The organism is Streptomyces sp. NRRL S-1022 (assembly GCF_000720135.1).
GTDB lineage: Bacteria > Actinomycetota > Actinomycetes > Streptomycetales > Streptomycetaceae > Streptomyces.
In genome coordinates this window covers 97,708-120,789 of record NZ_JOIU01000002.1, presented here as the reverse complement: position 1 = coordinate 120,789, position 23,082 = coordinate 97,708, and the positions used below count along the sequence as shown (strand labels likewise).

17 protein-coding genes are annotated in these 23,082 nt (G+C 71.5%); 6 read left to right on the top strand and 11 right to left on the bottom strand.

All coding sequences use genetic code 11. The features are described 5' to 3' along the window. Position 1 precedes the first annotated feature (1 nt). On the top strand, positions 2-1,411 hold the full coding sequence (locus IG05_RS0102330) for an RICIN domain-containing protein (protein ID WP_030338633.1): 1,410 nt from the start codon (positions 2-4) through the stop codon (positions 1,409-1,411). Positions 1,412-1,417: 6 nt separating this feature from the next. On the opposite strand, the gene IG05_RS0102325 is transcribed toward IG05_RS0102330, so the two are convergent. Further along, a complete protein-coding gene (locus IG05_RS0102325) occupies positions 1,418-3,097 on the bottom strand; it encodes a rhamnogalacturonan lyase B N-terminal domain-containing protein (RefSeq protein WP_030338632.1) in 1,680 nt (559 codons plus the stop codon). Between the two features lie 190 nt (positions 3,098-3,287). Here IG05_RS0102325 and IG05_RS0102320 point away from each other — a divergent pair, with 190 nt between their 5' ends. The 3 genes from IG05_RS0102320 to IG05_RS0102310 all read left to right on the top strand — a co-directional run bounded on the left by IG05_RS0102320 (position 3,288) and on the right by IG05_RS0102310 (position 7,011). Further along, entirely contained in the window at positions 3,288-4,328 is a 1,041-nt protein-coding gene (locus IG05_RS0102320) for a rhamnogalacturonan acetylesterase (RefSeq protein ID WP_030338631.1), read from the top strand. Between the two features lie 68 nt (positions 4,329-4,396). Further along, positions 4,397-6,127 (top strand): DUF2264 domain-containing protein, encoded by a 1,731-nt coding sequence (locus IG05_RS0102315; RefSeq protein ID WP_030338630.1) that lies wholly within the window; start codon positions 4,397-4,399, stop codon positions 6,125-6,127. 71 nt (positions 6,128-6,198) lie between these two features. Beyond that, the gene (locus IG05_RS0102310; RefSeq protein ID WP_030338629.1) at positions 6,199-7,011 is read left to right on the top strand and encodes an isocitrate lyase/PEP mutase family protein; all 813 of its coding nucleotides are present in this window, start codon (positions 6,199-6,201) and stop codon (positions 7,009-7,011) included. Here the strand turns inward: IG05_RS0102310 and IG05_RS0102305 are convergent. From IG05_RS0102305 to IG05_RS0102260, 10 genes are all read right to left on the bottom strand, one after another. Next, on the bottom strand, positions 6,945-7,661 hold the full coding sequence (locus tag IG05_RS0102305; RefSeq protein WP_030338628.1) for an alpha/beta fold hydrolase: 717 nt from the start codon (positions 7,659-7,661) through the stop codon (positions 6,945-6,947). The two genes, IG05_RS0102310 and IG05_RS0102305, sit on opposite strands and share 67 nt — an antisense overlap. Continuing rightward, positions 7,654-8,238: a TetR/AcrR family transcriptional regulator gene (locus IG05_RS0102300; protein ID WP_030338627.1), complete on the bottom strand. Its 585-nt coding sequence runs from the start codon at positions 8,236-8,238 to the stop codon at positions 7,654-7,656. The genes IG05_RS0102305 and IG05_RS0102300 overlap by 8 nt, the downstream gene beginning before the upstream one ends. Positions 8,239-8,302: 64 nt before the next feature. Continuing rightward, on the bottom strand, positions 8,303-9,619 hold the full coding sequence (locus IG05_RS0102295; RefSeq protein WP_030338626.1) for a jacalin-like lectin: 1,317 nt from the start codon (positions 9,617-9,619) through the stop codon (positions 8,303-8,305). 149 nt (positions 9,620-9,768) lie between these two features. Then, positions 9,769-12,648, bottom strand: a complete 2,880-nt coding sequence (locus IG05_RS0102290) for a glycoside hydrolase family 2 TIM barrel-domain containing protein (protein WP_030338625.1) — start codon at positions 12,646-12,648, stop codon at positions 9,769-9,771. A gap of 12 nt (positions 12,649-12,660) precedes the next feature. Then, positions 12,661-13,527 carry a carbohydrate ABC transporter permease gene (locus IG05_RS0102285; protein ID WP_030338624.1) on the bottom strand — a complete coding sequence of 289 codons (867 nt, stop codon included), beginning with the start codon at positions 13,525-13,527 and terminating at the stop codon, positions 12,661-12,663. Then, the gene (locus tag IG05_RS0102280) at positions 13,524-14,489 is read right to left on the bottom strand and encodes a carbohydrate ABC transporter permease (protein ID WP_030338623.1); all 966 of its coding nucleotides are present in this window, start codon (positions 14,487-14,489) and stop codon (positions 13,524-13,526) included. Before IG05_RS0102280 ends, IG05_RS0102285 begins: the two co-directional genes overlap by 4 nt. 20 nt (positions 14,490-14,509) lie before the next feature. Then, the gene (locus IG05_RS0102275) at positions 14,510-15,772 is read right to left on the bottom strand and encodes an ABC transporter substrate-binding protein (RefSeq protein WP_030338622.1); all 1,263 of its coding nucleotides are present in this window, start codon (positions 15,770-15,772) and stop codon (positions 14,510-14,512) included. 293 nt (positions 15,773-16,065) lie between these two features. Beyond that, positions 16,066-17,958: a glycoside hydrolase gene (locus tag IG05_RS0102270; protein ID WP_030338621.1), complete on the bottom strand. Its 1,893-nt coding sequence runs from the start codon at positions 17,956-17,958 to the stop codon at positions 16,066-16,068. Positions 17,959-17,969: 11 nt separating this feature from the next. Then, positions 17,970-19,214 (bottom strand): ROK family transcriptional regulator, encoded by a 1,245-nt coding sequence (locus IG05_RS0102265; RefSeq protein WP_030338620.1) that lies wholly within the window; start codon positions 19,212-19,214, stop codon positions 17,970-17,972. Between the two features lie 146 nt (positions 19,215-19,360). Next, positions 19,361-20,623: an FAD-binding protein gene (locus IG05_RS0102260; RefSeq protein WP_030338619.1), complete on the bottom strand. Its 1,263-nt coding sequence runs from the start codon at positions 20,621-20,623 to the stop codon at positions 19,361-19,363. A gap of 253 nt (positions 20,624-20,876) precedes the next feature. Between IG05_RS0102260 and IG05_RS0102255 the strand changes: the two genes are divergently transcribed. Both IG05_RS0102255 and IG05_RS0102250 read left to right on the top strand, forming a co-directional pair. Continuing rightward, a complete protein-coding gene (locus tag IG05_RS0102255) occupies positions 20,877-21,551 on the top strand; it encodes a pyridoxamine 5'-phosphate oxidase family protein (RefSeq protein WP_030338618.1) in 675 nt (224 codons plus the stop codon). Between the two features lie 58 nt (positions 21,552-21,609). Next, on the top strand, positions 21,610-22,968 hold the full coding sequence (locus tag IG05_RS0102250) for a radical SAM protein (protein ID WP_030338617.1): 1,359 nt from the start codon (positions 21,610-21,612) through the stop codon (positions 22,966-22,968). The last annotated feature ends 114 nt before the right edge of the window (positions 22,969-23,082 follow it).

Here is a 23,082-nt window from a genome sequence, read left to right as displayed (position 1 = left end):
GATGAGACGCGCGTACGCCGTCCTGCTCGCCCTGTGCTGCGCCCTCGCCGCCGCCCTGGCGACGGCCGGCCCCGCCCAGGCGGCACCGCAGACGATCGTCAACGGCACACAGTTCACCGACACCTCGGGGAACCCGGTGCACGCCCACGGCGGCGGAGTCCTCGAAGTCGGCTCCTACTACTACTGGTTCGGCGAGGACCGCAACAGCGACAACACCTTCCGGTCGGTCGACGCCTACCGCTCCACCGACCTGAAGAGCTGGGAGTTCCGCGGCCGCGTCCTCACCCAGTCCTCGGCCGCGGAACTGTCCACCGCCTACATCGAACGCCCCAAGGTCGTCTACAACGCGGCCACCGGCAAGTTCGTCATGTGGATGCACAAGGAGAACGGCACCGACTACAGCGAGGCGCGCGCCGCCGTCGCCGTCTCCGACACGGTCGACGGCAGCTACACCTACCGGGGCAGCTTCCGCCCGCTCGGCCAGTACATGTCCCGCGACCTGACCACGTACGTCGACACCGACGGCACCGCCTACCTGGTCTCGGCCGCCAACGAGAACTACGACCTGCACATCTACCGGCTCACCGCCGACTACACCGGCATCGACCGCTTGGTCGCCAACCCCTGGCCCGGCGGTCACCGCGAGGCCCCCGCCCTGTTCCAGCGGGGCGGTGTGTACTTCATGCTCACATCGGGCGCCACCGGCTGGAACCCCAACCAGCAGCAGTACGCCACCGCCACCTCCCTCGCCGGCCCCTGGACCTCCTGGAAGAACGTCGGCGACTCCACCGCCTACGGCTCCCAGACCGCCTACGTCCTCGCGCTCCAGGGGAGTTCGGGCACCTCCTACCTCTACCTGGGCGACCGCTGGGGCAACTCCTTCGGCGGGAAGGTCGACGACTCCCGGTACGTCTGGCTGCCGCTGACCTTCCCGGCCTCCACCTCGATGAGCACCGCCTGGTCCCCGGAGCTCACCGTCGACACCGCCGCCGGGACCGTCACCGGCACCGACGCCGCCTACAGCACGCTGACCGCCCGGCACAGCGCCAAGTGCGCCGACGTACCGAACCAGTCCCTGTGGCAGGGCGTCGCCCTCAGCCAGTACACCTGCAACGGCGGCGCCAACCAGAAGTGGTGGTTCAAGGACCTCCGCAACGGTTACCACGCGCTGATGGGCCGGGGCAGCTCCCTGTGCCTGCAGGAGAACGCGAGCAGTGTCACGCAGGAGAACTGCACCGGCGCCGGCAGCCAGCAGTGGTCGGTCACCGCCTCCGGCTCGTACCTCACCCTCAAGGCCCGCGCCAGCGGGAAGTGCCTGGACGTCTCCGGCGCCTCCACCGCCGACTCCGCCGCGCTCATCACCTACACCTGCAACGCGGGCACCAACCAGCAGTGGACGCGCGGTACCTGATGCGCCTCAGACGAGCAGGTCGATCGCGTCGATCGCCGTGCCCGCGCTCAGATAACCGGTCGTCCCCGAACCGCTCACCACATCGATCCTCAGCACGTTGTACTGGCCGGTGTCCGTGCGCCAGGCACTGGCCGGGACGCTGTAGGTGAAGGTGTGGTTGTTGCCCCGGTACGAGCCCACCGTCAGGGACCGGGTGCTCGGCTGGGCGGGCGGGGCGGGGACCGCCGACGTCCAGGAGTCGTTGACCGTGATCTGCGGCCGGCCGTTGGCGTAGGCCGTCGTCACGCCGATCCTCAGGGTGTGCGCGGCGGCGGCCTGCGCGGCGGTGAGCCGGAAGTGGACGAGCAGTCCGCTGTTGACGTCCTTCCACAGGTAGCAGGGGAAAGCGGACGTCTCCGTACCGCTGCCGATCACCACGTTCCCGGTCCAGGACGCGGCCCGCACGTCGGAAGGGTGGGCGTACGTCATCAGGTCCGCGTTCTTGAAGCCGTTCGGGGTGCCGTTCCAGTCGCCGATCCGCCAGATCGCGGCCGCGGCGGACGGGTCGTTGGACGACGGGACGGCGATCGTGTTCAGGGTGGTCGTCGTGCCCGCGGATACGGTCACCTGTGAACTGTATACAGCCAACTCGCCTTTGTAGACGGTCAGCGTGTATGCGCCCGGCAGTATGCGGGATACCGAGAAGTACCCGTCGGAGGCGCGCGCCGACGCCCAGTACTGTGCCGCCCCGTTGGCGAGTCCGACCGTGTACGGGTACGCCGTGTCCCGCCCCGTGATGCCGACCCCGGCCACCCGCCCCCGCCCGCTGTCCGGCACGTACCCGGCGATGCCCAGCGAGTCGGCCCACGGGGTGGTCAGCGTGCCGTGGAACAGCGCGGACGACGGAGCCCCGCCGTCCGTGAACGCGATGACGTACGGCCCCTGGAGGCCGTACCGCTCGTCCTCGGTCTGGTTCTCGCCGTAGTACAGGATCTCGTACAGCCCGCCGCCGTCGGCGCTCTGGTGGCGCAGCAGGGAGCGGTAGAAGGGGCCGCCGGAGGCCTTCTCGTGGTTGCTGCGGACGATCCACAGGCCGACGCCTGCGGTGGTCCAGCCGGTGTAGTCGTAGTCGACTGCGCGGAGCTTGGAGTAGTGCTTGGAGCGGGTCTGCCCGTCGGACTTCGCGAACACGTCCGAGGCCTCGATGGTGCTGGTGGTGTAGGTGTAGGAGTCGGGCTGGTCGTTGCGGAACAGGCCCGCGCGGACGCGCACGATGTAGCGGGTGGCGCTGACCGAGGAGTCGGCCTTGTGGGTCCACAGGTAGACGTTGTTCTCGCCGCTGCGGGCGGCGTAGTAGTGGCGCAGCGTGCCGTGGGTGACCGAGATCAGGACGGTGGAACCGGACTGGGTCAGGGTCACGGTGGAGCTGCCGAGGCCGGACTCGATGTGCGAGTTCTTGCCGCCGTAGCCCTGGTACTCGGTGCCCTTGTGGACCAGGGAGGTCAGGTCGCCGGTGGCCTTGGAGACCTTGAGGACCAGGCCGGCGCCGGTGGTGACGACGTAGTTCGAGCCGTCGTCGCTCCAGCCGAAGCCGGCGGCGGACGCGGCCGTGGCGAGCGGCCCGGCGAGGGCGGCGGAACCGGCGGCGGCAGCGGCGCCGACGACGAAGGCGCGGCGGGAGACCGCGCCGTCGGGGGATCCGGACATGGGGGTGCCTCCTTCGGGAGGTCCGGGGTGTGCGGTGACTGGCAGGGTGTCAGTTGAATCGATTTTGCGAAAGGGCTTTCACTGCTCATGACTCGGTGACGATGAGAAGTCGCACCAAGGGCTAGAAAGCGCTTGTCCAGAGCGGTACGGTCTCGGGTCGGCCCAGGTTCGACCGACGGAGGAGCCGCTCATGAGACGTTTCACAGCCGCCCTGGCGATACCGGCCGCCCTGGGCGCCGTACTGACGGCGGCCCCCGCCCAGGCCCACCCGGGCCGGCCGCCCGGCATCGAGAACTGCACCGCCACCGTCTGCCACTTCGACGTCCCGCCCGGCACCTACGACGTGACCGTCCGGGTCGGCGGCGCCACGGCGTCCAGCACCCGCATCACCGGCGAGACCCGCCGCTCGCTCCTGCCGGAGACCGCCGTGGCGGCCGGCGAGCACGTCAGCCGCAGCTTCACCGTCGACGTCCGCACCCCCGAGGGCGAACCCACCGGCCCCGACGGAACGCCCGGCCTGGACCTGGCACTCGGCGGCTCCGCACCCGCCCTCGCCGGCATCAGGGTCGCCCCGGCCCGCCACGCCCGCCAGATCATCCTCATCGGCGACTCCACCGTCTGCGACCAGCCCGCCGACCCCTACTCCGGCTGGGGCCAGCAACTCCCGCAGTACCTGCGCAAGGGCCTGTCCGTCGCCAACTACGCCGACTCCGGCGAGAGTACGGTCACCTATCTCCAGAACCCGCGGCTCTGGGACACCGTGCAGCCCCGGATCCGGCCCGGCGACCTGGTCCTCGTCCAGCTCGCCCACAACGACAAGACCACCGACGAGGCGACCTACCGCGCCAACCTGGAGACACTGGTGGCGGGCATCCGGGCCCAGGGCGGCCGGCCGGTGCTCGTCACCCCGGTCGTCCGCCGGTGGTTCAACGCCGACGGCACCCTCGACAACGACACGGCCCTCCTCGTCAACGGCCTCGGAGTCGACCACCCCGCCGTCATCCGCTCCGTCGCCGCCGCCGGGCACGTCCCGCTGATCGACCTCACCGCGAAGACCAAGGCGCTGGTGGAGTCCCTCGGCGTGGAAGGCTCCAAGCCGGTCTACCTCTCCAGCGAGAAGCGCGACAACACCCACACCTCCGTCCACGGCGCCACCCTCTACGCGGGCCTGGTCCGCGACGAACTGCTCGCCCGGCATCTGGTGCCCGAGGGCACGGTACGGGTGGGATGAACTCCCGGGGCGCCCCGACCCGAACCGGGGCGCCCCGCGTCCCGCGAGGAAGGACAGCCACCGCCGTGATCGAACTGCCCGCAGACGACCGCGCGTCGAGCCCGTACACCGGCTACACCCGGGCCCACTGGGAAGCCGCCGCCGACGCCCTGCTCGCCGCCGTCACGCCGTACGCCACCCCCGACCGCGCCCTCTACCACCTGCCCGGCGACCACGTGAGCCACTCCGGCCACCTCTCCGACGGCCTCGAAGGCTACGCCCGCACCCTGCTGCTGGCCGCGTTCCGCCGCGACGAGACCGCCCTCGGCCGGTACGCCGAGGGTCTCGCGGCCGGCCCCGGCGGAGTCTGGCCGCGGATCACGGACCGCGGCCAGCCGCTGGTCGAGGCCGCCTCGATCGCGCTCGCCCTGCGGCTGACCCGGCCGCTGCTGTGGGACCGCCTGGACGACGCGGTGCGCCAGCGGACCGCCGCGTGGCTGGCGGACGCGCTCACCGCCGAACCCTGGCCGTGCAACTGGGAACTGTTCCCGGTCACCGTCGGCGGTTTCCTCGCGGAGATCGGCCACCAGGAGGATGCGGCACGAAAGGCGATCGACCGCGGGCTGGAGCGGGTCGAGGACTGGTACATCGGCGACGGCTGGTACACGGACGGCGCCGGCCGGAAGTTCGACTACTACAACGGCTGGGCCATGCACCTGTACACAGTCCTCCACGCATGGCTGGCAGACGACAGTGAACTGCTTTCTGTATACGGTCGACGGTTGTCACGCCACCTCGCCGACCACGCCCGCCTCTTCGGCGCCGACGGCGCCCCCCTGCGCCAGGGCCGCTCCCTCACCTACCGCTTCGCCACGACGGCCCCGCTCTGGCTCGGCGCCCTGACCGGACACACCCCCCTGCCCCCCGGCGAGACCCGCCGCCTGGCCTCCGGCGCACTGCGGTACTTCCTCGACGGCGGCGCGGTCGACGAGCGGGGCCTGCTGCCGCTCGGCTGGCTCGGACCCGACGAGTCCCTGCTCCAGACGTACTCCGGCCCAGCCTCCCCCTACTGGGCGAGCAAGGGCTTCCTCGGCCTGCTGCTGCCGCCCGGGCACGAGGTGTGGACGGCACGGGAGGCACCCGCCCCGGCCGACCGCGCGGACCAGGCGCACCCCGTGCCCGTCCCCAACTGGCTGCTGCAGAACACCCGTTGCGACGGCCTGGTCCGGCTGCACAACCACGGCAGCGAGGACGTCCGCTACGACCCCCACTACACCCGGCTCGCCTACTCGACCGCCACCGCGCCCGTGCCGTCGTACGACAACAGCGTGATCGTCGGCGGCGATGCGCGCCGTACGGAGATCGAGCCGCTCGGCACCGGGGAGGGGTGGGCCGCGTCCCGGCACACCGTGCGCGCCGGGGTCACCGTCACCAGCCTGGTGGTGGTCCGGGGTGCCGTGGAGGTACGGGCCCATCTGGTGGCGGGCGCGGCGCCCGGGACCGCGGTGCGGGTGACGGGCTGGCCGGCCGGGGACGGCGTACGGGCCGAACTCGTCCCCGCCGCCGGGCTGTCGGCGGAGCTCACCGGGACGACCGGGGACGCTGCGGGCACCCTCTTCGTGGCGCTCGCCCGGATCACCGGGGAACCGGACCCGCTGCCCCTGACCGAGCTGGTGTCCGTGGCGGTGAGCGAGGACACCGGTGCGGAGCCGGGGCACGAGGTGCGGGTGACCTGGTCCGGGGGTGCGACCGCAGCCTTCCGTTTCACGGCGCCGGACGGGCCCTCCGCGGGCGCCCCGTGGTCGGTGGCACCCCGGTGAGACCCGGTGAGAGGTGACGGGCGGGGGACGGTTCGGGGGGCGCCGAACCGTCGTGCGGCTAGCGTGGCGGTATGACCGCAGAGCCTGCCTCCGCCCCCTCCTTCGCCGGCCTCCATCATCGTCCCGGCGAGCCGCTGCTGCTGCCCAACGCCTGGGACCACGCCTCGGCCGCCGCCCTCGCCGCCCGGGGTTTCCGGGCGGTCGCCACGACGAGCCTGGCGGTCGCGGCGGCCGTCGGCCTGCCCGACGGGGAGGCGGCGACCCGTGAGCACACCGTCCGCCTCGCCCTCACCCTCGGCTCCGAGCCGTACTTCCTCTCCGTCGACGCCGAGGACGGCTTCAGTGACGACCCAGACGAAGTCGCCGGCTTGGCACGGGAGTTGTGGGCCGCCGGGGCCGTCGGCATCAACCTGGAGGACGGCCTGGCGCCGGCCGGCCGGCACGCGGCGAAGATCGCCGCGGTGAAGGCGGCCGCACCGGGGCTGTTCGTCAACGCCCGTACGGACACGTACTGGTCGGGCGACGGCGACGAGAAGGAGACGCTGCGCCGGCTCGAGGCCTACCAGGAGGCGGGCGCCGACGGGGTGTTCGTCCCGGGCCTGACCGACCCCCTGCGCATCGCCACCCTCGTCCGGCACACCGCCGTCCCGCTCAACGTGCTGTACACGCCCACCGGACCCACGGTGGGCCACCTCGCCGGCCTCGGGGTGCGCCGGATCAGCCTGGGTTCGCTGCTGTACCGGCGGGCGCTCGGCGCGGCCCTGGACGCCATGGCCGACATCGCGGCCGGACGCGCCCCGGCCGGTACGACCCCGTCCTACGCCGACGTCCGCGCGCTGGAACGCAGCGTCTCGGTGAGCGCGTCGGCGAACTCCACGGGATGATCCAGGGTGCCGAGGTGCCCGCCCGGGAACTCGGCGAAGGCACACCCGAGCCGCCCGGCCAGGAACTCGGCCGTACGGTGCAGCACCTGCCCGCGCGAGCCGGCCCCGGCCGCGATCGTGAGCCGCCCCGCGGGCAGGGGCGCGGTGGGCGCGTACGCGCTGAACGGGCGCAGCACCCGGGCCAGGAACACCCCCATCGGGGACGCCGACTCGCCCTCGGCGGGCGGCCGTCCGGGCCCGTCCAGCTGCTCGATCAGCTCCGCCCGCCGGTCCGCCCCGTCCGGCAGGACCGTCACGCACGGCGGCTCGTGCGCGACCACGTGCGCCAGCCGGCCGGGATGGCGGGCCAGCAGGTCCAGGACGGCGATACCACCGGAGCTGGTGCCGCACACGTACGCCGGCTCGCCCGCCGGCAGCACCTCCTCCAGCAGGCGCGCCGCGCCCTCGCTCCAGTCCGCGACCCGCTGCTCGGCGACCGGCCGGCCGAGCCGGCCGTGGGCGAGGCCCAGCGGGTCGTACGTCACCACGGTGAAGCGGCCGGCCAGCCGCTCGGTGAGCGGCCCGAGACCCATCGGATGCCCGGCCCCGCCCGGCACCAGCAGCAGGACGGGACCGCGGCCCGTGATGTCGTGGTACGGCGTGTCAGTCATCGTTCTCCGTCTCCCGGGGCCAGTGTTCGAGGGCGAGGTGCAGTGCGTCGACCGCCTTGTCCCAGGAGGCCGTCACGTCCCGGTCCGCGCCGAAGCCGCCCGCGCTCTCCAGGACGCAGTAGCCGTGGAAGGTGCTGCGCAGCAGGCGTACCGCGTCCGTCAGGTCCGGTTCCTCCAGGCCGTACGCGCGCAGCATGCCGTAGGTGATCTGCGCGGTGCGGCGCAGCGCGGGGGAGTCGGCGATCAGGGCCTGGTCGATGCGGATCTGGGTGGCCGCGTACCGGCCGGGGTGGCGCAGGGCGTACTCGCGGTAGGCGCCGGCGAACGCCGTCAGCGCCTCCTTGCCGGCCCGGCCGGCCACGGCCGCCGCGATGTGCTCGATCAGCTCGCCGCCCGCGTACAGCGCCAGCCGGGTGCGCAGGTCCTGGAGGTTGCGCACGTGCGAGTACAGGCTCGCGTCCCTGACGCCGAAGCGGCGGGCCAGCGCGGAGATGCCGACCTGGTCGAACCCGACCTCGTCCGCCAGCTCCGCGGCGGCCTCCACCACCCGCTGCGCGCTCAGTCCCGCCCGGGCCACCTGCCCACCTCCCTTGGATGCCTAGGTTGCAGCCTAGAGCATCTAGGTAGGGTGGGGGCGGTGATCAGCCGATCGGCGCGTACAGCACCCCCAGCTTGTCGATCCCGGTCCCCGCGCGGCCGGTGAAGCCGACGACCTGCCAGCCGGCGGGCGCGGTGAACGTGGTGCCGTCACCGGTCGCCGTGCCCGCCGCGAGTGTGCGGCCCCGGTCGGTGGCGAAGGCGGCCGAGAAGATCCGGGTACGACCGTCCTTCTGGCCCTCGGTGAGCCTCACCGACGTCAGGTGTTCGCCGGCCGCCAGGGTGAGGGAGGCGGCCGTACCGCCCGTGCCGCCGTGCCCGAGGACCGCACCGCCGTCGTGGGTGAGGGACACGGCGTCGAGACGGGTGCCGCCGCGCAGGGTGAGGGTGCGCGGGGCGGGCGTGGCCGGCAGGTCGTCGGCGTCGTTGAAGGCAGTGCCGTGCGGGCCGCCGAAGAAGTCGCTCGCCCGGAGCTTCGGGGCCAGGGTGTAGGAGAAGTCGACGGTGTGCGGGAAGTGGTCGGAGAGGTTGCCGCCGGCCGCGTCCAGGAACCCTGCCCACGCGTCGTGGTAGCGGGTCGCGGTCAGGGTGACCAGGCCGCTGCCGCGGTAGAGGACCTTGTCGACCACCTCGCAGTCGTCGGGCGGCGCGGACGCCGGGCACAGCAGCGGATCGGCGCCCTGGGCGGGAGGCGTACCGCCCTTGGCCAGCCGCACCCAGGCGTCGGTGAGGCCGTTGTCGTCGACGAGGGTACGGATGTTGTCGCCGGCGCGGGTGTAGCGGGTGTTGGTGTCGCCCATCACGATCACCGCGTTGCCCGCCGAGTTGGCCTGGATGAACTCCGACAGCTGCGCGATGTCGGCGCGGCGCGCGGCCAGGGCGTCGTCGGTGTCGTCGGCGTTGGGGTGCAGGTTGTACAGGTCGACGTAGACGCCTTCGGCGAGCCGCATCCGGGCCAGGGTGAAGCCCTTGGGGGTCAGGCAGTTGGTGCCGGTGCAGGCCTTCCACTTCACCCGCTCGAAGTCCTCGAAGGGGAATTCCGACAGGGTGTTGAGGCCGTCGCCGATGCCCGCGCCGCCGCTGGTCGCGGTGCGGTGGGGGTGGTGGTCGCCCGCGTAGAGCGCCGCGTGGTAGTTGAAGTCCTCTTGGACGTTGACGATGTCGTAGCCTGCCAGCCGCGGTGAGATCAGCGGGGTGTTGGTGGCCGGGTGGCTGGAGCTGAGGCCCTCCGGCAGCCCGGCCACGTTGTAGGTCAAGACACTGAAGCTGCCTGAACCGGCGGCGTGCGCGGTACCGGTGGAGGCGGTGAGCCCCGACACGGTCAGCAGTCCGGCGCCGAGAGCGCCGAGGAGTCGTCCCATGGGTCGCATGTTGACCATGTTCACGTCAATGTGGCGGGTTGAGAAGGTGGTGGGGAAAACGCTTGCATGAACACTGGGAGCCCGGGCCCGCCGCGGCCGCGGCCGGCCCGGAGGAGGGCCGGCCGCGGCCGCCGTCGGAGCCGTGCCGGTCAACCGGTGCCGGGGGCGCCGGACGGGGAGAAGACGAACGAGAACTCCGCCGGTTCGGCCCGCAGGTGGTACCGGGGCAGCGGGCCCGGCCCGCAGGACTGGGAACCGATGCCGTGCTGGCCGTGGTCCAGGTTGACCCAGACCGTGTCACCGGGCACCAGGTCGCTGCGGTGCGCGGCGGCGTCCAGCTGCTCGGTGGTCCAGCGGCGGGCGGTCAGGCAGAACACCGGGTCGCCCTCGATGCGCAGGCCGCCCAGTTCCGCCCAGCGGACGTCGATGCGGGCGCCGTTCTCCTGCGGGCGGACGTACGGCGTCTGCAGATCGTCTACGGTCGACTGCCAACGGCCGACCGCAGACGCCATCCTGGTGTCCGCATACGCCTCGCCCGGACCGCCGCCGTACCACTGCACACGGTCGGCTGAGGACAGTCCGAAGCGGATGCCGAGGCGGGGGAGCGGGACGGTCCAGTCGCCGTCCGGGACGGTGGATACGGTCAACCGGATACGGTCTCCGTCCGACGACCAGCGGTATACCGTCGACAACCCCAGCTCCCGGGCGGCCGGCGCCACCCGCGTACGGACGGTCAGCGCGTCCTCGCCCACCTCGACCGCGTCCAGACGGTGCCGCATCCGGTGCAGGCCGAGCTTGCGCCACAGCTGACCGTAGCGCACGTCGCTCTGCCAGGCGGCACCGTCGTCGTTGTCGGTGGTGGCCCGCCAGACGTCCAGCCGCGGACCGGTGACGGGTACCTCGCCGATCGTCCGCAGCGCCCCGGTCCGGGCGTCGAACACGGCCGGGCCGAGCGTGATCACTCCGTCGCCCGGCACCGGCCGGGCGGTCGCGGCGACGTGCGGCACCCGGCGCGCCGACGCCGGGACCTGCCCCCAGGCGACGACATGGTCCCGCGGCGCCCACGAGGCGCCGGAGGCGAGGGCCGCCCGGACGGTCCACCACGCCTCGCCGGCCGGGGCCCCGGCCGGCGAGGCCGGCAGCTCCACCTCGGCGGACTCGCCGGGCGCCAGGGCGGGCACCGGCAGGGTGCCGCGGTCCACGGTCTCGCCATCGACCTCGTACGACCACGAGAAGGCCAGCGCCGACAGGTCCGTGAAGTCGTACCGGTTGGTGATCCGGACCGTGCCGGCCGCGCGGTCCGTGCCGTCGGCGGTGATGGTGACCGGCTCGATCACCTTCTTGTACTCGACCAGACCGGGGGAGGGCCGGCGGTCGGGGAACAGCAGGCCGTCGCAGACGAAGTTGCCGTCGTGCAGCTCCTCGCCGAAGTCGCCGCCGTAGGCGTACCCCAGGTCCGGGTGGGCGATGCCGTGGTCGATCCACTCCCATACGAAGCCGCCCTGGAGCCGTCCGTGGGCCTCGAACAGCCGCTGATAGTCGGCCAGTCCACCGGGGCCGTTGCCCATGGCGTGCGCGTACTCGCAGAGGATGAACGGCAGTTCGCGGCGCCGGTGCGGACCGCCGTCCAGGCCCTGGCCGATCCGCTCCACCTCGGCGTGGTCCGCGTACATCCGCGAGTAGACGTCGGTGTCACGGCAGTCGAGGTCGCCCTCGTAGTGGACGAGCCGGGAGCCGTCGCGTCCGTGGATCCACTCGGCCATCGCGGTCAGGCCCCGGCCGGTGCCCGCCTCGTTGCCGAGCGACCAGATGACGACCGACGGGTGGTTCTTGTCCCGTTCCACCATGCGGGCCGCCCGGTCGAGCAGCGCCGGGGTCCAGCGGTCGTCGTCGACGGGGTTGTCCCGCCAGCCCTGCTCGGTGAAGCCGTGCGTCTCCAGGTCGCACTCGTCGATCACCCACAGGCCGTACTCGTCGCACAGGTCGAGGAAGGCCGGGTGCGGCGGGTAGTGCGAGGTGCGGACCGCGTTGATGTTGTGCCGCTTCATCAGCAGCACGTCCTCGCGCATCGTGTCGAGGTCGAGCGCGCGGCCCCGCTCCGGATGCCACTCGTGCCGGTTGACGCCCTTGAAGAGCAACGGGCGGCCGTTCACCTTGATCAAGCCGTCGGACCGTTCCACCGTGCGGAAGCCGATGCGCAGCGGCACCCGCTCACCCCCGGTGGCCAGCACGCCGTCGTACAGCCGAGGCGTCTCCGCCGTCCACGGCTCGACCGGGACGGTCACCGGCTCACCGGTGGCGACGTCGATGCCGAGGCCCGGGACCGTGACCCGGCCCGCCACGTCGGAGTCGACGCGGAGGGTGCCGGTGCCGGACAGGTGGTCGTACGAGGCGTGCACGAAGAAGTCACGGACGCTGTCCGCGGGGCGGTGCAGCAAGGTGACGTCCCGGAAGATGCCGGGCAGCCACCACTGGTCCTGGTCCTCCAGGTACGAGCCCGCCGACCACTGGTGGACCCGGACCGCCAGTACATTGTCCGCAGTCTTCAGCAGATGGCCGACCGGGTACTCGTGCGGCAGCCGGGAGCCCTTGAACTCGCCGAGTTCCGTGCCGTTCAGCCAGATCCGGGCGCAGGACTCCACGCCGTCGAAGCGCAGCACGGCACCGCCGTCGGCCGGCCAGTCCGCGGGCAGGCCGAAGACACGCAGGTGGTCGCCGGTCGGGTTCTCGGTCGGCACCCGGGGCGGGTCGACCGGGAACGGGTAGAGGTGGTTGGTGTAGACGGGCGAGCCGTGGCCCTGGAGCACCCAGTGGCCGGGGACCGTGATCTGCGCCCAGTCACCGGCGTCGTACCCCTGCGCCGCGAAGGAGTCGTCCTCGGCGTCGGCCGTGTCCGACAGTCGGAAGCGCCAGCTGCCGTTGAGGGAGAGGGACTGGGCGTCGGAGGACGCGTACCAGGCGCGGGGCGGCAGCGCCCCGGAGCCCGGTGAGACGTCCTCGACGTAGGCGGTGGTCGTGCGCAAAGACATCGGTCTCCTAGCTCAGCCCTTGATGCCGGTCTGCGCGATCCCCTGCACCAGCCAGCGCTGGAGGAAGAGGAACACGAACAGCAGGGGCAGGATCGAGATGGCGGTCGCCATGAAGATCAGGTGGTAGTTGACGGTCTGGTTGGTCATGTACGACGACAGGGCGACCTGGACGGTCCAGGCGCTGGGGTCCTGGCCGATGACCAGCGGCCACAGGAAGGCGTTCCAGCCGTTGATGAAGGTGATCGTGGCGATCGCCGCGAAGAAGTTCAGCGAGTTCGGCACCACGACGCGCCAGTACGCGCCCCAGTAGCCGAGCCCGTCCACGCGCGCCGCCTCCTCCAGTTCCTTCGGGAACCCGAGGAAGTACTGCCGGAACAGGAAGCAGGTGAAACCGCTGAAGAGCCCCGGAACGATCAGACCCCGGTAGCTGTCCACCCAGCCGAGGGACGACACCAGCACGAAGCTGGGGACGAAGGTGACCGCGGCCGGCACCATCAGGGTCACCAGCACGCCGTAGAAGATCTTGTCGGAGTGCCGGTAGGGGATGCGGGCGAGGGCGTATCCGGCCAGCGAGCAGACGAACAGCGTGCCGACTGTATGCAGGATGCCGACGACCAGCGAGTTCCACATCGACTGGCCGAAGTCGACCGTCGGATCGTCGAACGGTTCGGTGATGTTGCTCCACTGGATGCGGGCCGGGAAGAACTTCCAGTTCTCGCCGGTGATCTCCGGGTCGGTGGACAGGGCGTTGCGGATCAGCAGGTAGAACGGGACGAGGAAGAGCAGCGCGGCGACACTGGTGGCGATGTACAGGCCGGTGGAGCTCATCACCCCGCCGCGCCGCGCGCGCTCGGGGGACTCCGGTGCGGTCGTGGTCACTCGGACTCCTCACCCCGTCCGAAGCCCATGATCTTCCCCTGGAACAGGGTGACGACGCAGATCAGCACGGTCAGCACCACGGCTCCGGCGCTGCCCTTGCCGTAGTTCTGGTCCTGGCCGAGGGCGGTGTAGTAGAGCTCGACCAGCGGCGGCCGGCCCCAGGTCGTCTTGGACAGCAGGTTGAAGAACTCGTCGAAGGCCTGGTAGGCCGCCACGAGCAGCAGCAGGATCACGGCCGTGGAGGTGGCCCGCAGCTGCGGCAGCGTGATGTGGCGGAAGGTCTGCCAGCCGCGCTTGGCACCGTCGATGGAGGCGGCCTCGTACAGCTCCTGCGGGATGTTCTGCAGCGCGGCCAGGAACAGGATCATGTAGAAGCCGGACTGCAGCCACAGGCGGGCGGTGATGATGACCAGCCAGTACCAGGGCGGGTCGGGGTCGGCGAGCCAGGCCGTGTTGTCGACGCCGAACAGGCCGAGCACCGTGTTGGCCAGGCCGAAGCGCACCCCGTTGAAGAGGGACATCTTCCAGATGAGGGAGGCGGCGACATAGCTGCACGCGGTCGGCAGGAAGAACACCGACCGGTAGAACGCCCGCATGAAGCGCAGCCGGTTCACGAGCAGGGCGAGGCCCAGGGAGACTGCCCAGGTGGTGGGCACGATGAAGGCGGCGAAGACGGTGAAGGTGCCGAGCGAGCCCATGAACCCGCTGTCGGAGAGGACCTCCCGGTAGTTGCCCAGGCCGACGAATTCGCTGGGCGTGACCGTGAAGCGGGCCTCGAAGAAGCTGAGGTAGAGGCTCCAGCCGATCGGTACGTAGACGAAGACGATCAGCCCGATCAGGAACGGGCTGGTGAAGAGCCAGAAGTTGAAGGTGCGGCTGCCCCGCAGCCTCCGCCGCGGCCGGGCCCCGGCGGCCTCGGCCGGGGCGGGACTCGCGACACCGCGCGTGGTGGTCGTCGACATGTCGTGATCCGTCCGGCGGCCTATCCGAACAGCTTCTTCAGCTCGGCGCCGACCGTCCTGTCGCAGCGGTCGAGCGCGGCCTCCGGGTCACCGCCCTTGCGGACGCAGTCGGCGAACACGTTCTCCGTCGCGGTGATCATCGCCTGGGTCCAGCCGATGTTGTCGAAGTGCCCGTACCGGTCGAAGAGTTCCACGCCCTCGGCCGGCAGACCCGACTTCAGCCTGCTCGCCGACTGCGCGATGGAGGTGCGCGGCGGGATGTGGAAGCCGTAGGAGGTCGCCCAGTCCTCCTGGTACTTCTTCTGGTCGATCCACAGCCACTTGACGTACTCCTTGGCCGCGTCGACGTGCCGGCTCTTGGCGTTGACGAACACCGACCAGCCGCCGTTGTAGACCGACGGCTTGCCCGCGTCGCCGACCTTCGGGAACGGCATGATGCCGAGGTCGTCGCCGAGGGCCTGCTGGAACTGCGGCATGGCCCACATGCCGCAGAACTGGATCGCGCACAGGCCCTGGTTGAGCGCCGAGGGGTCCCAGAAGTCGGCCGGGGCGTCCAGCAGCAGATGACCGCTGGTGAACAGCTTGCGCATCTGCTTCAGGCCCGCGACGACGCCGTCCGTGTGGTAGGCGATCTCGTTCTTCTCGTTCAGGGTGTCGGCGCCGGCCGACCAGATCAGCGGGTTGATCACCGCGTGCAGGTCGTTGCCGAGGAACAGGCCCTTGACCTTGCTCGTGGTGAGCTTGGCGGCGGCCTCGATCAGTTCGTCCAGCGTCCGCGGCGGCTCGACGCCCGCCTTCTCCAGCAGCGACTTGCGGTAGAAGAAGAACTGCGGGTCGTCGATCATCCGGACGCCGTAGATCTTGCCGTCGACCGTGTGGGACCGGATGTCGGCCTGGTTGAAGTCGTCCTTGGCGGGCTCGATGATGTCGGTCAGGTCGGCGACCTGACCGCTCCTGACGAGCTGGATCTGCGGGTGGAACTCGAACAGATCCGGCGCCTGGGCGGTCAGCAGGGACGCGAACAGCTTGCTCTCGAAGTTCGAGCCGGTGATCCACTGCGTGGTCACGCCGGCCTTCGGGTACGCCTTCGCGTACCGCTTGATCGCCTGCTCGGTGCCTGCCTCGCCGTACGCGTGGAAGTACTGCACGAGCTGCTTGCCCGAACCGGAGCCGCCGCCCCGGCCGTTGTTGCCGCCGCACGCGGCGAGCGAGCCGGCGGCGGCGAGGCCCGCGGCGGCCCGGAGTATCGAACGGCGGTCCCAGGTCCTGCTCTGTGCCGACATGCTGACGTCCTTGTCTGTCTTGTCTGTCTTATCTGTCGTTCCTGTATTGGCTGTCCGACTGCGACTGCGACTGCGAGTGCGGCTGCGGCTCCGTGCCCGGGGGCCGAATGCCGGCGAGGGCGCGTGCTGCGGGACGCTAATCTTCGGCTAAGCCTTCGGCAAGGGGTTGGACGAAGTGCGTGCGAGTTGTTGTACGCGGTTCGGGATCGCGAACGGGCGTGCGGGGCAGGCGAGATGAGGGCCGCCGGGTCAGGGGAGTGGCCGGCGGCCCTCGGCCGGGGAGAACGGTCGCGCTACCGCCTGGTCCAGGCCTCGTTGGCGCCGCCGGAGCAGCTGTAGAGGATGACCTCGCTACCGTCCGCTGTCGCCTGCCCGCTGACGTCCAGGCAGCGGCCCGACGCCTCGTTCACGATCTGCCCGTTGGAGTTCAGCAGCCACCGCTGGGTGCCGCCACCGCTGTACGCGGCCGACGTCGTCAGATGCGAACCCGAAGCCGTCAGGTAGCCGTTGGCGCCCTGCAGAGTGCCCCGCGCGTCGTACGACCACGACTGCCCGGCCGCGCCCGTGCAGCCGGCGATCGCCGCACCCGAGGCGTCGGCCGTCAGGCACTTGCCCGACTGGCCGCCGACCAGGGCACCGGTCGGTGCCGAACCGCCGTACCCCTTGCGGTCCAGGACGTACGTCGTGATCGAACGCGGCGCCAGGGTCGCGGACATGGTGCCGCCGGAGACCGACGGCTTCGCGACCCGCGCCCAGTTCTCACCGGCGGAGGTCCGCACGGCCTGCCGGGCCCGCACCGGCGTCCCGCTGTTGAAGTGCAGGTCCAGCGCGGTGCCGGTGGCGTTGTGGTTGTTCACCACGACGACCCACGTGCCGGTCCGGTTGTAAGCGGACACCTCGACTCCGTCCGGCCCCCCGGTCACGTTGTGCAGGGCCGCGCCCGGCCGGACGAACTTGCTGTACTGGCCGAGTGCGTAGTAGCGCTTGGTGAAGTACAGGGTCTGGTTGCCGTTCGTGGCGTACGCCGGGTCGTAGTAGATCAGGCCGTCGTTCCAGCCCTCGTCGTTACGGGCGTGCGGGTCGCCGCCGGTCATCTCCGACAGCGCCACCCACCACTGGAACGCCGAGTCGTGGGCGGTCGCGAGGTCCTTGTAGATGATCCGGGACAGGTTCAGCCCGCCGTCGATCGTCGGGTCGTACTCCTGCGCCCAGCCGGTGCCGCCCTTGCCGAAGCAGCAGATCTCCGTGGACCAGGACGGTATGCCGGCCGCGCGGGCCGTCTCGTACACCCGCGCCCGGTCGGCGTCGCCCGGGTTGTCGTAGGTGTGATGGGCCAGCCTGGACACATACCGGGCGGTGCCCGGCTGCGAGATCCACTGCGGGACCTCGGAGTTGAACTTCACCGTGCTGGTCGACTCGTCGGCGATGACCGTCGCCTTCTGGTGCCGGGCCCGCTGCTCGGCGCCCAGCGCGCGCACGATGTCGTCGCGCTGGCCGACGTCGACGAGCATGCCCTCCTGGCCGCACGAGTCGAAGCTGTTCGTCGGCTCGTTGAACGGGCTGATGTAGTCCAGCCGCACACCCTGCTTCGCGAAGTGGCCGGTGACGTCCGCGATGTACTTGGCGAAGTCCCGCTCGTTCTCCGCCTTCAGGTGGCCGCCGCAGCTCTTGCCGTTCGTCGTCCACCGCGCGGGGGCGCTGTTGACGAAGCCGATCAGGTCCTTGACGCCGTACTCGGCGGCGGCGTGGAGGAAGTAGCGTCCGGCCTCGTCCTTGCTCCAGTCGTAACCGCCGTCCGGTCGCAGGAAGTCCTCGGGGGCGCGCGGGGCGTAGGTGACTCCGGTGCCGCCACCGCCGATGTTGTACCGGTACGAGCTGAGGGCCAGCCCGTCCTTGGAGAACAGGAGTCCGGCGAGCCGGGCCCGGACCTCGGGGTCGAAGTTCTTCAGGTCGTTGACCCACCAGGCGCCGGAGGCGCCGAAGTTGTCGATGGTCTGCGCGGCGTGCGGGGAGACCTCGGCGGCGGCCGTGGATTCGGTGGCACCGGCGGGCGGCGTGGTGAGCAGGGCCGCGGTGACCGCCAGCGCGGCCGAGGCGGTCAGCAGGAACGATCCCTTGCTGCGGGGCCGAGTGGTGCGGGAATGGGCGGTGCGGGAGTGGGCGGTGTGGGGGTGAGACACGTGCATCCCTTCCGTCGTCATGAAGGCGGTGCGGTACGGCTCCTTGCTGCGGTGGTGCGTTTCGCGGCCCTCTGCCCGACGGACTGCAACGCCCCTTCCAGCGCGAACGTGGCCGCGCCGAGGGACACCGGGTCGGTGGGGATCGGGGAGAGGACGATCTCGGTGGCGGCCAGCGGCCGGCGCAGGGCGTGCCGGGCGACCGCCTGACGGACCTCCCCGAGCAGCGGCTCGCCCAGCCGGGCGGCCACCCAGCTGCTGAGCACCACGACTTCGGGGTTGAGGAGATTGATCAGGTCGGCGATGCCCGCACCGAGGTAACGGGCCGTGTCCCGGACGACCTTGAGCGCTACCGGGTCCTCGGCGGCGACCGCACGGGCCAGCGCGTCGACGGTGGCGGTCTGGTCCTCGGGGTGCAGCAAGGGGGAGCGCGGGTCGAGTTCGCGCAGGTTCTGCATGATGCCGGGCGCGCCGACGTACGTCTCCACACAGCCGTGGTTGCCGCAGTGGCACAGCCGGCCGTCCAGCACCAGCGTGGTGTGGCCCCACTCGCCGGCGCTGTTGCTCACACCCCGGTGCAGGCCGCCACCGAGGGCCAGACCGGCGCCGACGCCGGTGCCGAGGTTCACGACCACGGCGTCCCCGCGGCCCCGTGCCGCCCCGAACCACAGCTCGGCGACCGCGCAGGCGCGCAGCGGGTTGTCCAGGTACAGCGGGTAGGCGATGTGTTCGGCGAGCAGGTCGAGCAGCGGTACGTCGTGCCAGTTCCAGTTGGGCGCGTACTCGGCGACCCCGGTGTCCCGGTCCACCTGGCCCGGCACGCTGACCCCGACGCCGAGCACCCGGGCCGCTTCGACGCCGGCCTGGGCGACCACCGAGCCGACCGCGGCGGCGACGTGCCCGACGACCTGCTCGGGCCGGCTCTCACCGGGCCGCATGTCCTCGTCGGCCCGGGCCAGCACGTTCAGCGCCAGGTCGAACAGCTCGACGTGGACGTACGTCTCCGCGATGTCCACGCCGATCAGCGCGCCCCCCGAGGCGTCGACCGCGACCAGGCCCCGGGGGCGGCCGCCGGCCGAGTCCTCGAAGCCGACCTCGGTGATCATGCGGAGGTCCAGCAGCTCGCCGACGAGAGTGGCCACGGTGGCCAGGCTGAGCCCGGTGGCCGCGGCCAGCTCCTGCCGGGAGGTGGGGGACTCGGCGATGATCTGGCGCAGCACCTCGTAGCGGTTGGCGGTGCGGATGTCACGTGATGTGCGCTTCAACGCGGCTGCCCCTCCCGTCCCGTCCGGACCAGTCCAGGCCGGAGCCGGTCGGCACCGGCGCGGCGTCAGGCTATGGGCTGGGAGCGCCTTTCGACAAGGGCTTAGGAAAGGGGGTGGAGAAAGTCCGCCGACGCCGGGTGCGGCTGTCAGTCGCCGAGCAGGTCCCGTACGAAGGCGTTGCTGAACGTGCCTGCGGGATCCAGGGAGCGGACCAGGGCGTGGAAGTCGGCGAGGTGTGGATACCGTCCACGGAGTACCGCCGACGGGATACCGAACACCTTGCCCCAGTGCGGGCGCGGATCGAACGGCTCCAGCGCCTCCTCCAGCCGGCGCACCACCGGCAGCACCGCCGCCTCGTCCCGGATCCAGGTGAAGTGCAGCGCGACCGAGTCCCGTCCGTGCGCCGGGCTGAGCCACTGCGGGTCGGCGGCTACCGTACGCACTTCGCAGGTCTGCAGTACACCGGCGACCGTATGCCGTATGCCGTCGATCGCATACAGCGCATCGACCGCCGCCGACCGTGGCAGCAGGTACTCCGACTGGATCTCCTCCCCGCTGCTCGGCGTGAACTCCGCCCGGAAGTGCGGCAGCCGCTCGTGCCACGGCCCCGGCACCCCCAGCTGCTCGGTGCAGTTCTCCGCGGGCATGCCCGGCACCGGGTGCAGCGGGCCGGGCGCGGGTGCCGCCCACGGGAAGTCCACCGCCGGCCGGTCGGTGCGCCGTTTGACCCACACCTGCCGGAAGCCCGGCTCCCGCCAGTCGGTGAACAGGCTCACGCTGTACCCTGCGGCCGCCACGGACTCGAAGTCCAGCCCGCTCAAGGCGAGTTCGGTGTAGACGCGCTGTTCCACCCCGTACGCCGGCTCCAGGCCGAGGGTGAGCGCGGTGACGACGCCCAGCGCGCCGAGGGAGGTCACGGCCCCGTGGAACCGCGGGTCGTCCCGGCCGATCGTCACCGTGGAGCCGTCCGCGAGGACCAGCTCCACCTCCCGGACCGCCGACGCCAGCGGGCCGTTGCCCACGCCGGAACCGTGGGTGCCCGTCGCCACCGAGCCGGCCACCGAGATGTGCGGCAGCGACGCCAGGTTGGGGAGGGCGAGCCCGTGCGCGTGGACCGTGCGGGCCAGTTCGGCGTAGCGGACGCCGCCCGACACCCGCACCGTGCGCGCGGCGCTGTCGACCTCGATCACCGGTGGGAGTCCCGCGGTGGACAGCAGCACACCCTCGGTGCCCGGGTCGGCGATGCGGTTGAAGGAGTGCCCGCTGCCCAGCACCCGGACCCGCGCACTCCCCGCCACCAGGGCCGTGAGCGCGTCGAGCGTGCGCGGACGGTGGAACGCGCGCGCGGTGTAGGTGATGGTGCGCGCCCAGTTGGTGACCGTCCCCGCGGTCCCGGCCGTCCCTGTCATGCGTGCGTCCCTGTCATGCATGCGTCCCTCCCGGACAGTGCGTCCCTCCCGGACAGTGCGCCTCCTCCGGGGAAGCGGGTCCTCCGAAGAAGCGGGTCCTCCCGGAGCGTACGTCCCTGCCGGCCCTCTCATCCCTCCCGGTCCGTCCCCCCTCGCCCGCCACGCGTGCGGATTTCGTCGTTCCACGACCTGTCGATCGACGTATACGAAATTTTCCTGGCCGCCGGAGCGCGATATCGGTACCTTTCCGCACATGAATCATGAACCGCTCCCCGCCCGCCTGCCCGTCACCGACCGCACCCGTCACCGGCGGCTGCGCGAGCAGGGCCGTCTGGAGCGGGCCGAGCTGGAGGCGATCCTCGACGCCGGGTTCGTCTGCCATCTGGGCGTACTCGTCGACGGGCGGCCGGTGGTCGTGCCCACGGTCTACGGGCGCGACGAGCGGTGGCTCTACCTGCACGGATCGGTGGCCAGCCGCAGCCTCGGCGGGGACGCCCCCGTGTGCGTGACCGTCACCCACGTGGACGGGCTGGTGCTCGCCCGGTCCGTCTTCGAGCACGGCGTCAACTACCGCAGCGCCATGATCCACGGCGCGGCCCGCACGGTCACCGATCCCGCGGAGAAGCTGGAGGGCCTGCGCCGGCTCACCGAGCACTCCGCGCCGGGCCAGTGGTCGTACGCCCGCCGCCCCAGCCGCAAGGAGCTGGCCGCCACCACGCTGCTCGCCCTCTCCCTTGAGGAGGCGTCCGTCAAGATCCGCACCGGTGCCCCGGACGACGGCGACGGACCCGACGCGGCCCTCGGCCTGTGGGCCGGAGTCCTGCCGCTGGCCACGGTCTGGGGCACCCCTGACCCCGACCCGGCGCTGCCCGCCGGGACCGCCGTGCCGGAGCACATCGCGCGCCGTGCGGGGACCCGGCACGGCTGAGCCGCAAGCGGGGGCATACGGTGTAAGACGTACGCCTGAGCCGGGAGGAGACAGACGGATGGGCAGTCGTACCGCGCTGGTCGAGGATCTGATGGAGCGGTTCCCGCAGGTGCCGCGGGAGGCCGTTTTCAAGGAGGACCTGCTCCGGGGCGGTGTCGCCTTCGACAAGTCCGCACTGAGCGATACCGCCAACGAGGCGGCCGGGGACGTCAAACCGAAGTCGTACTTCATCTTCTCCTTCGACCACGGCACCCTGCCCGAGCTGGGCGAGGCCGCGCTGCGCCGGCCGCCGGAGGAGATCATCCTGACGGGCGGCCCGTACGACCTGAGGCGGACGGTCGTCTCCGTCCGGGTGAACCCGGCCTCGCCGTACCGGGTCGCCGCCGACGAGGAGGGGCTGCTCGGGCTGTACCTCGACGGCCGGCGCATCGCCGACGTCGGGGTGCCGCCGATGCCGGAGTACTACCGGCACACCCTCTCCAACGGCAAGTCCGTGATGGAGGTGGCCCCGACCATCCAGTGGGGTTACCTGATCTACCTCACCGTCTTCCGGGTCTGCCAGTACTTCGGCGCCAAGGAGGAGTGCCAGTACTGCGACATCAACCACAACTGGCGCCAGCACAAGGCGGCCGGACGCCCGTACACCGGGGTGAAGGACGTCGAGGAGGTGCTGGAGGCGCTGGAGATCATCGACCGGTACGACACCGCCAAGGCCTCCACCGCCTACACCCTCACCGGCGGCGCCATCACCAAGACGGTCGCCGGGCGCGACGAGGCCGACTTCTACGGCCACTACGCCAAGGCCATCGAGGAGCGCTTCCCGGGCCGCTGGATCGGCAAGGTCGTGGCGCAGGCGCTGCCCAAGGCGGACGTGCAGCGGTTCAAGGACTACGGGGTGCAGATCTACCACCCCAACTTCGAGGTGTGGGACCGCCGGCTGTTCGAGCTGTACTGCCCGGGCAAGGAGCGGTACGTCGGCCGGGACGAGTGGCACCGCCGGATCCTGGACTCCGCCGAGGTGTTCGGTGCGCGCAATGTCATCCCGAACTTCGTGGCGGGCGTGGAAATGGCCGAGCCGTTCGGTTTCACCACCGTCGACGAGGCGATCGCCTCCACCACCGAGGGCCTGCGCTTCTTCATGTCGCACGGCATCACGCCCCGGTTCACCACCTGGTGCCCGGAGCCCACCACCCCGCTCGGCAAGGCCAACCCGCAGGGTGCGCCGCTGGAGTACCACATCCGGCTGCTGCAGGCCTACCGGCAGACGATGGACGACTTCGGCCTGTCCTCCCCGCCCGGCTACGGCCCGCCCGGACCCGGCCGCGCGGTGTTCTCCGTCAGCTCCTTCATGGACAGCCTGCCCGCCGACGGGCCGACGGCCCAGGAGGGCGAGACGGAGGCGCCGGCCCGGGTGTGACGGCGGCCGGGACCCGTTCCCGCGCCGCTGAGCGAAACGGCGTCCGCGTCCGTACCAGAGGCCGGAGTTGGGGTCTCGTTGCGACGCGCTTCCGTGCCGCCACCCTCGGTAGCC

Coding starts and splice junctions, on each gene's coding strand:
- IG05_RS0102275 (WP_030338622.1), bottom strand. CDS start 15,772: ATGTCGGCACAGAGCAGGACCTGGGACCGCCGTTCGATACTCCGGGCC.
- IG05_RS0102325 (WP_030338632.1), bottom strand. CDS start 3,097: ATGTCCGGATCCCCCGACGGCGCGGTCTCCCGCCGCGCCTTCGTCGTC.
- IG05_RS0102260 (WP_030338619.1), bottom strand. CDS start 20,623: ATGACAGGGACGGCCGGGACCGCGGGGACGGTCACCAACTGGGCGCGC.
- IG05_RS0102310 (WP_030338629.1), top strand. CDS start 6,199: ATGACCGCAGAGCCTGCCTCCGCCCCCTCCTTCGCCGGCCTCCATCAT.
- IG05_RS0102250 (WP_030338617.1), top strand. CDS start 21,610: ATGGGCAGTCGTACCGCGCTGGTCGAGGATCTGATGGAGCGGTTCCCG.
- IG05_RS0102295 (WP_030338626.1), bottom strand. CDS start 9,619: ATGGGACGACTCCTCGGCGCTCTCGGCGCCGGACTGCTGACCGTGTCG.
- IG05_RS0102305 (WP_030338628.1), bottom strand. CDS start 7,661: ATGACTGACACGCCGTACCACGACATCACGGGCCGCGGTCCCGTCCTG.
- IG05_RS0102290 (WP_030338625.1), bottom strand. CDS start 12,648: ATGTCTTTGCGCACGACCACCGCCTACGTCGAGGACGTCTCACCGGGC.
- IG05_RS0102320 (WP_030338631.1), top strand. CDS start 3,288: ATGAGACGTTTCACAGCCGCCCTGGCGATACCGGCCGCCCTGGGCGCC.
- IG05_RS0102255 (WP_030338618.1), top strand. CDS start 20,877: ATGAATCATGAACCGCTCCCCGCCCGCCTGCCCGTCACCGACCGCACC.
- IG05_RS0102270 (WP_030338621.1), bottom strand. CDS start 17,958: ATGCACGTGTCTCACCCCCACACCGCCCACTCCCGCACCGCCCATTCC.
- IG05_RS0102280 (WP_030338623.1), bottom strand. CDS start 14,489: ATGTCGACGACCACCACGCGCGGTGTCGCGAGTCCCGCCCCGGCCGAG.
- IG05_RS0102330 (WP_030338633.1), top strand. CDS start 2: ATGAGACGCGCGTACGCCGTCCTGCTCGCCCTGTGCTGCGCCCTCGCC.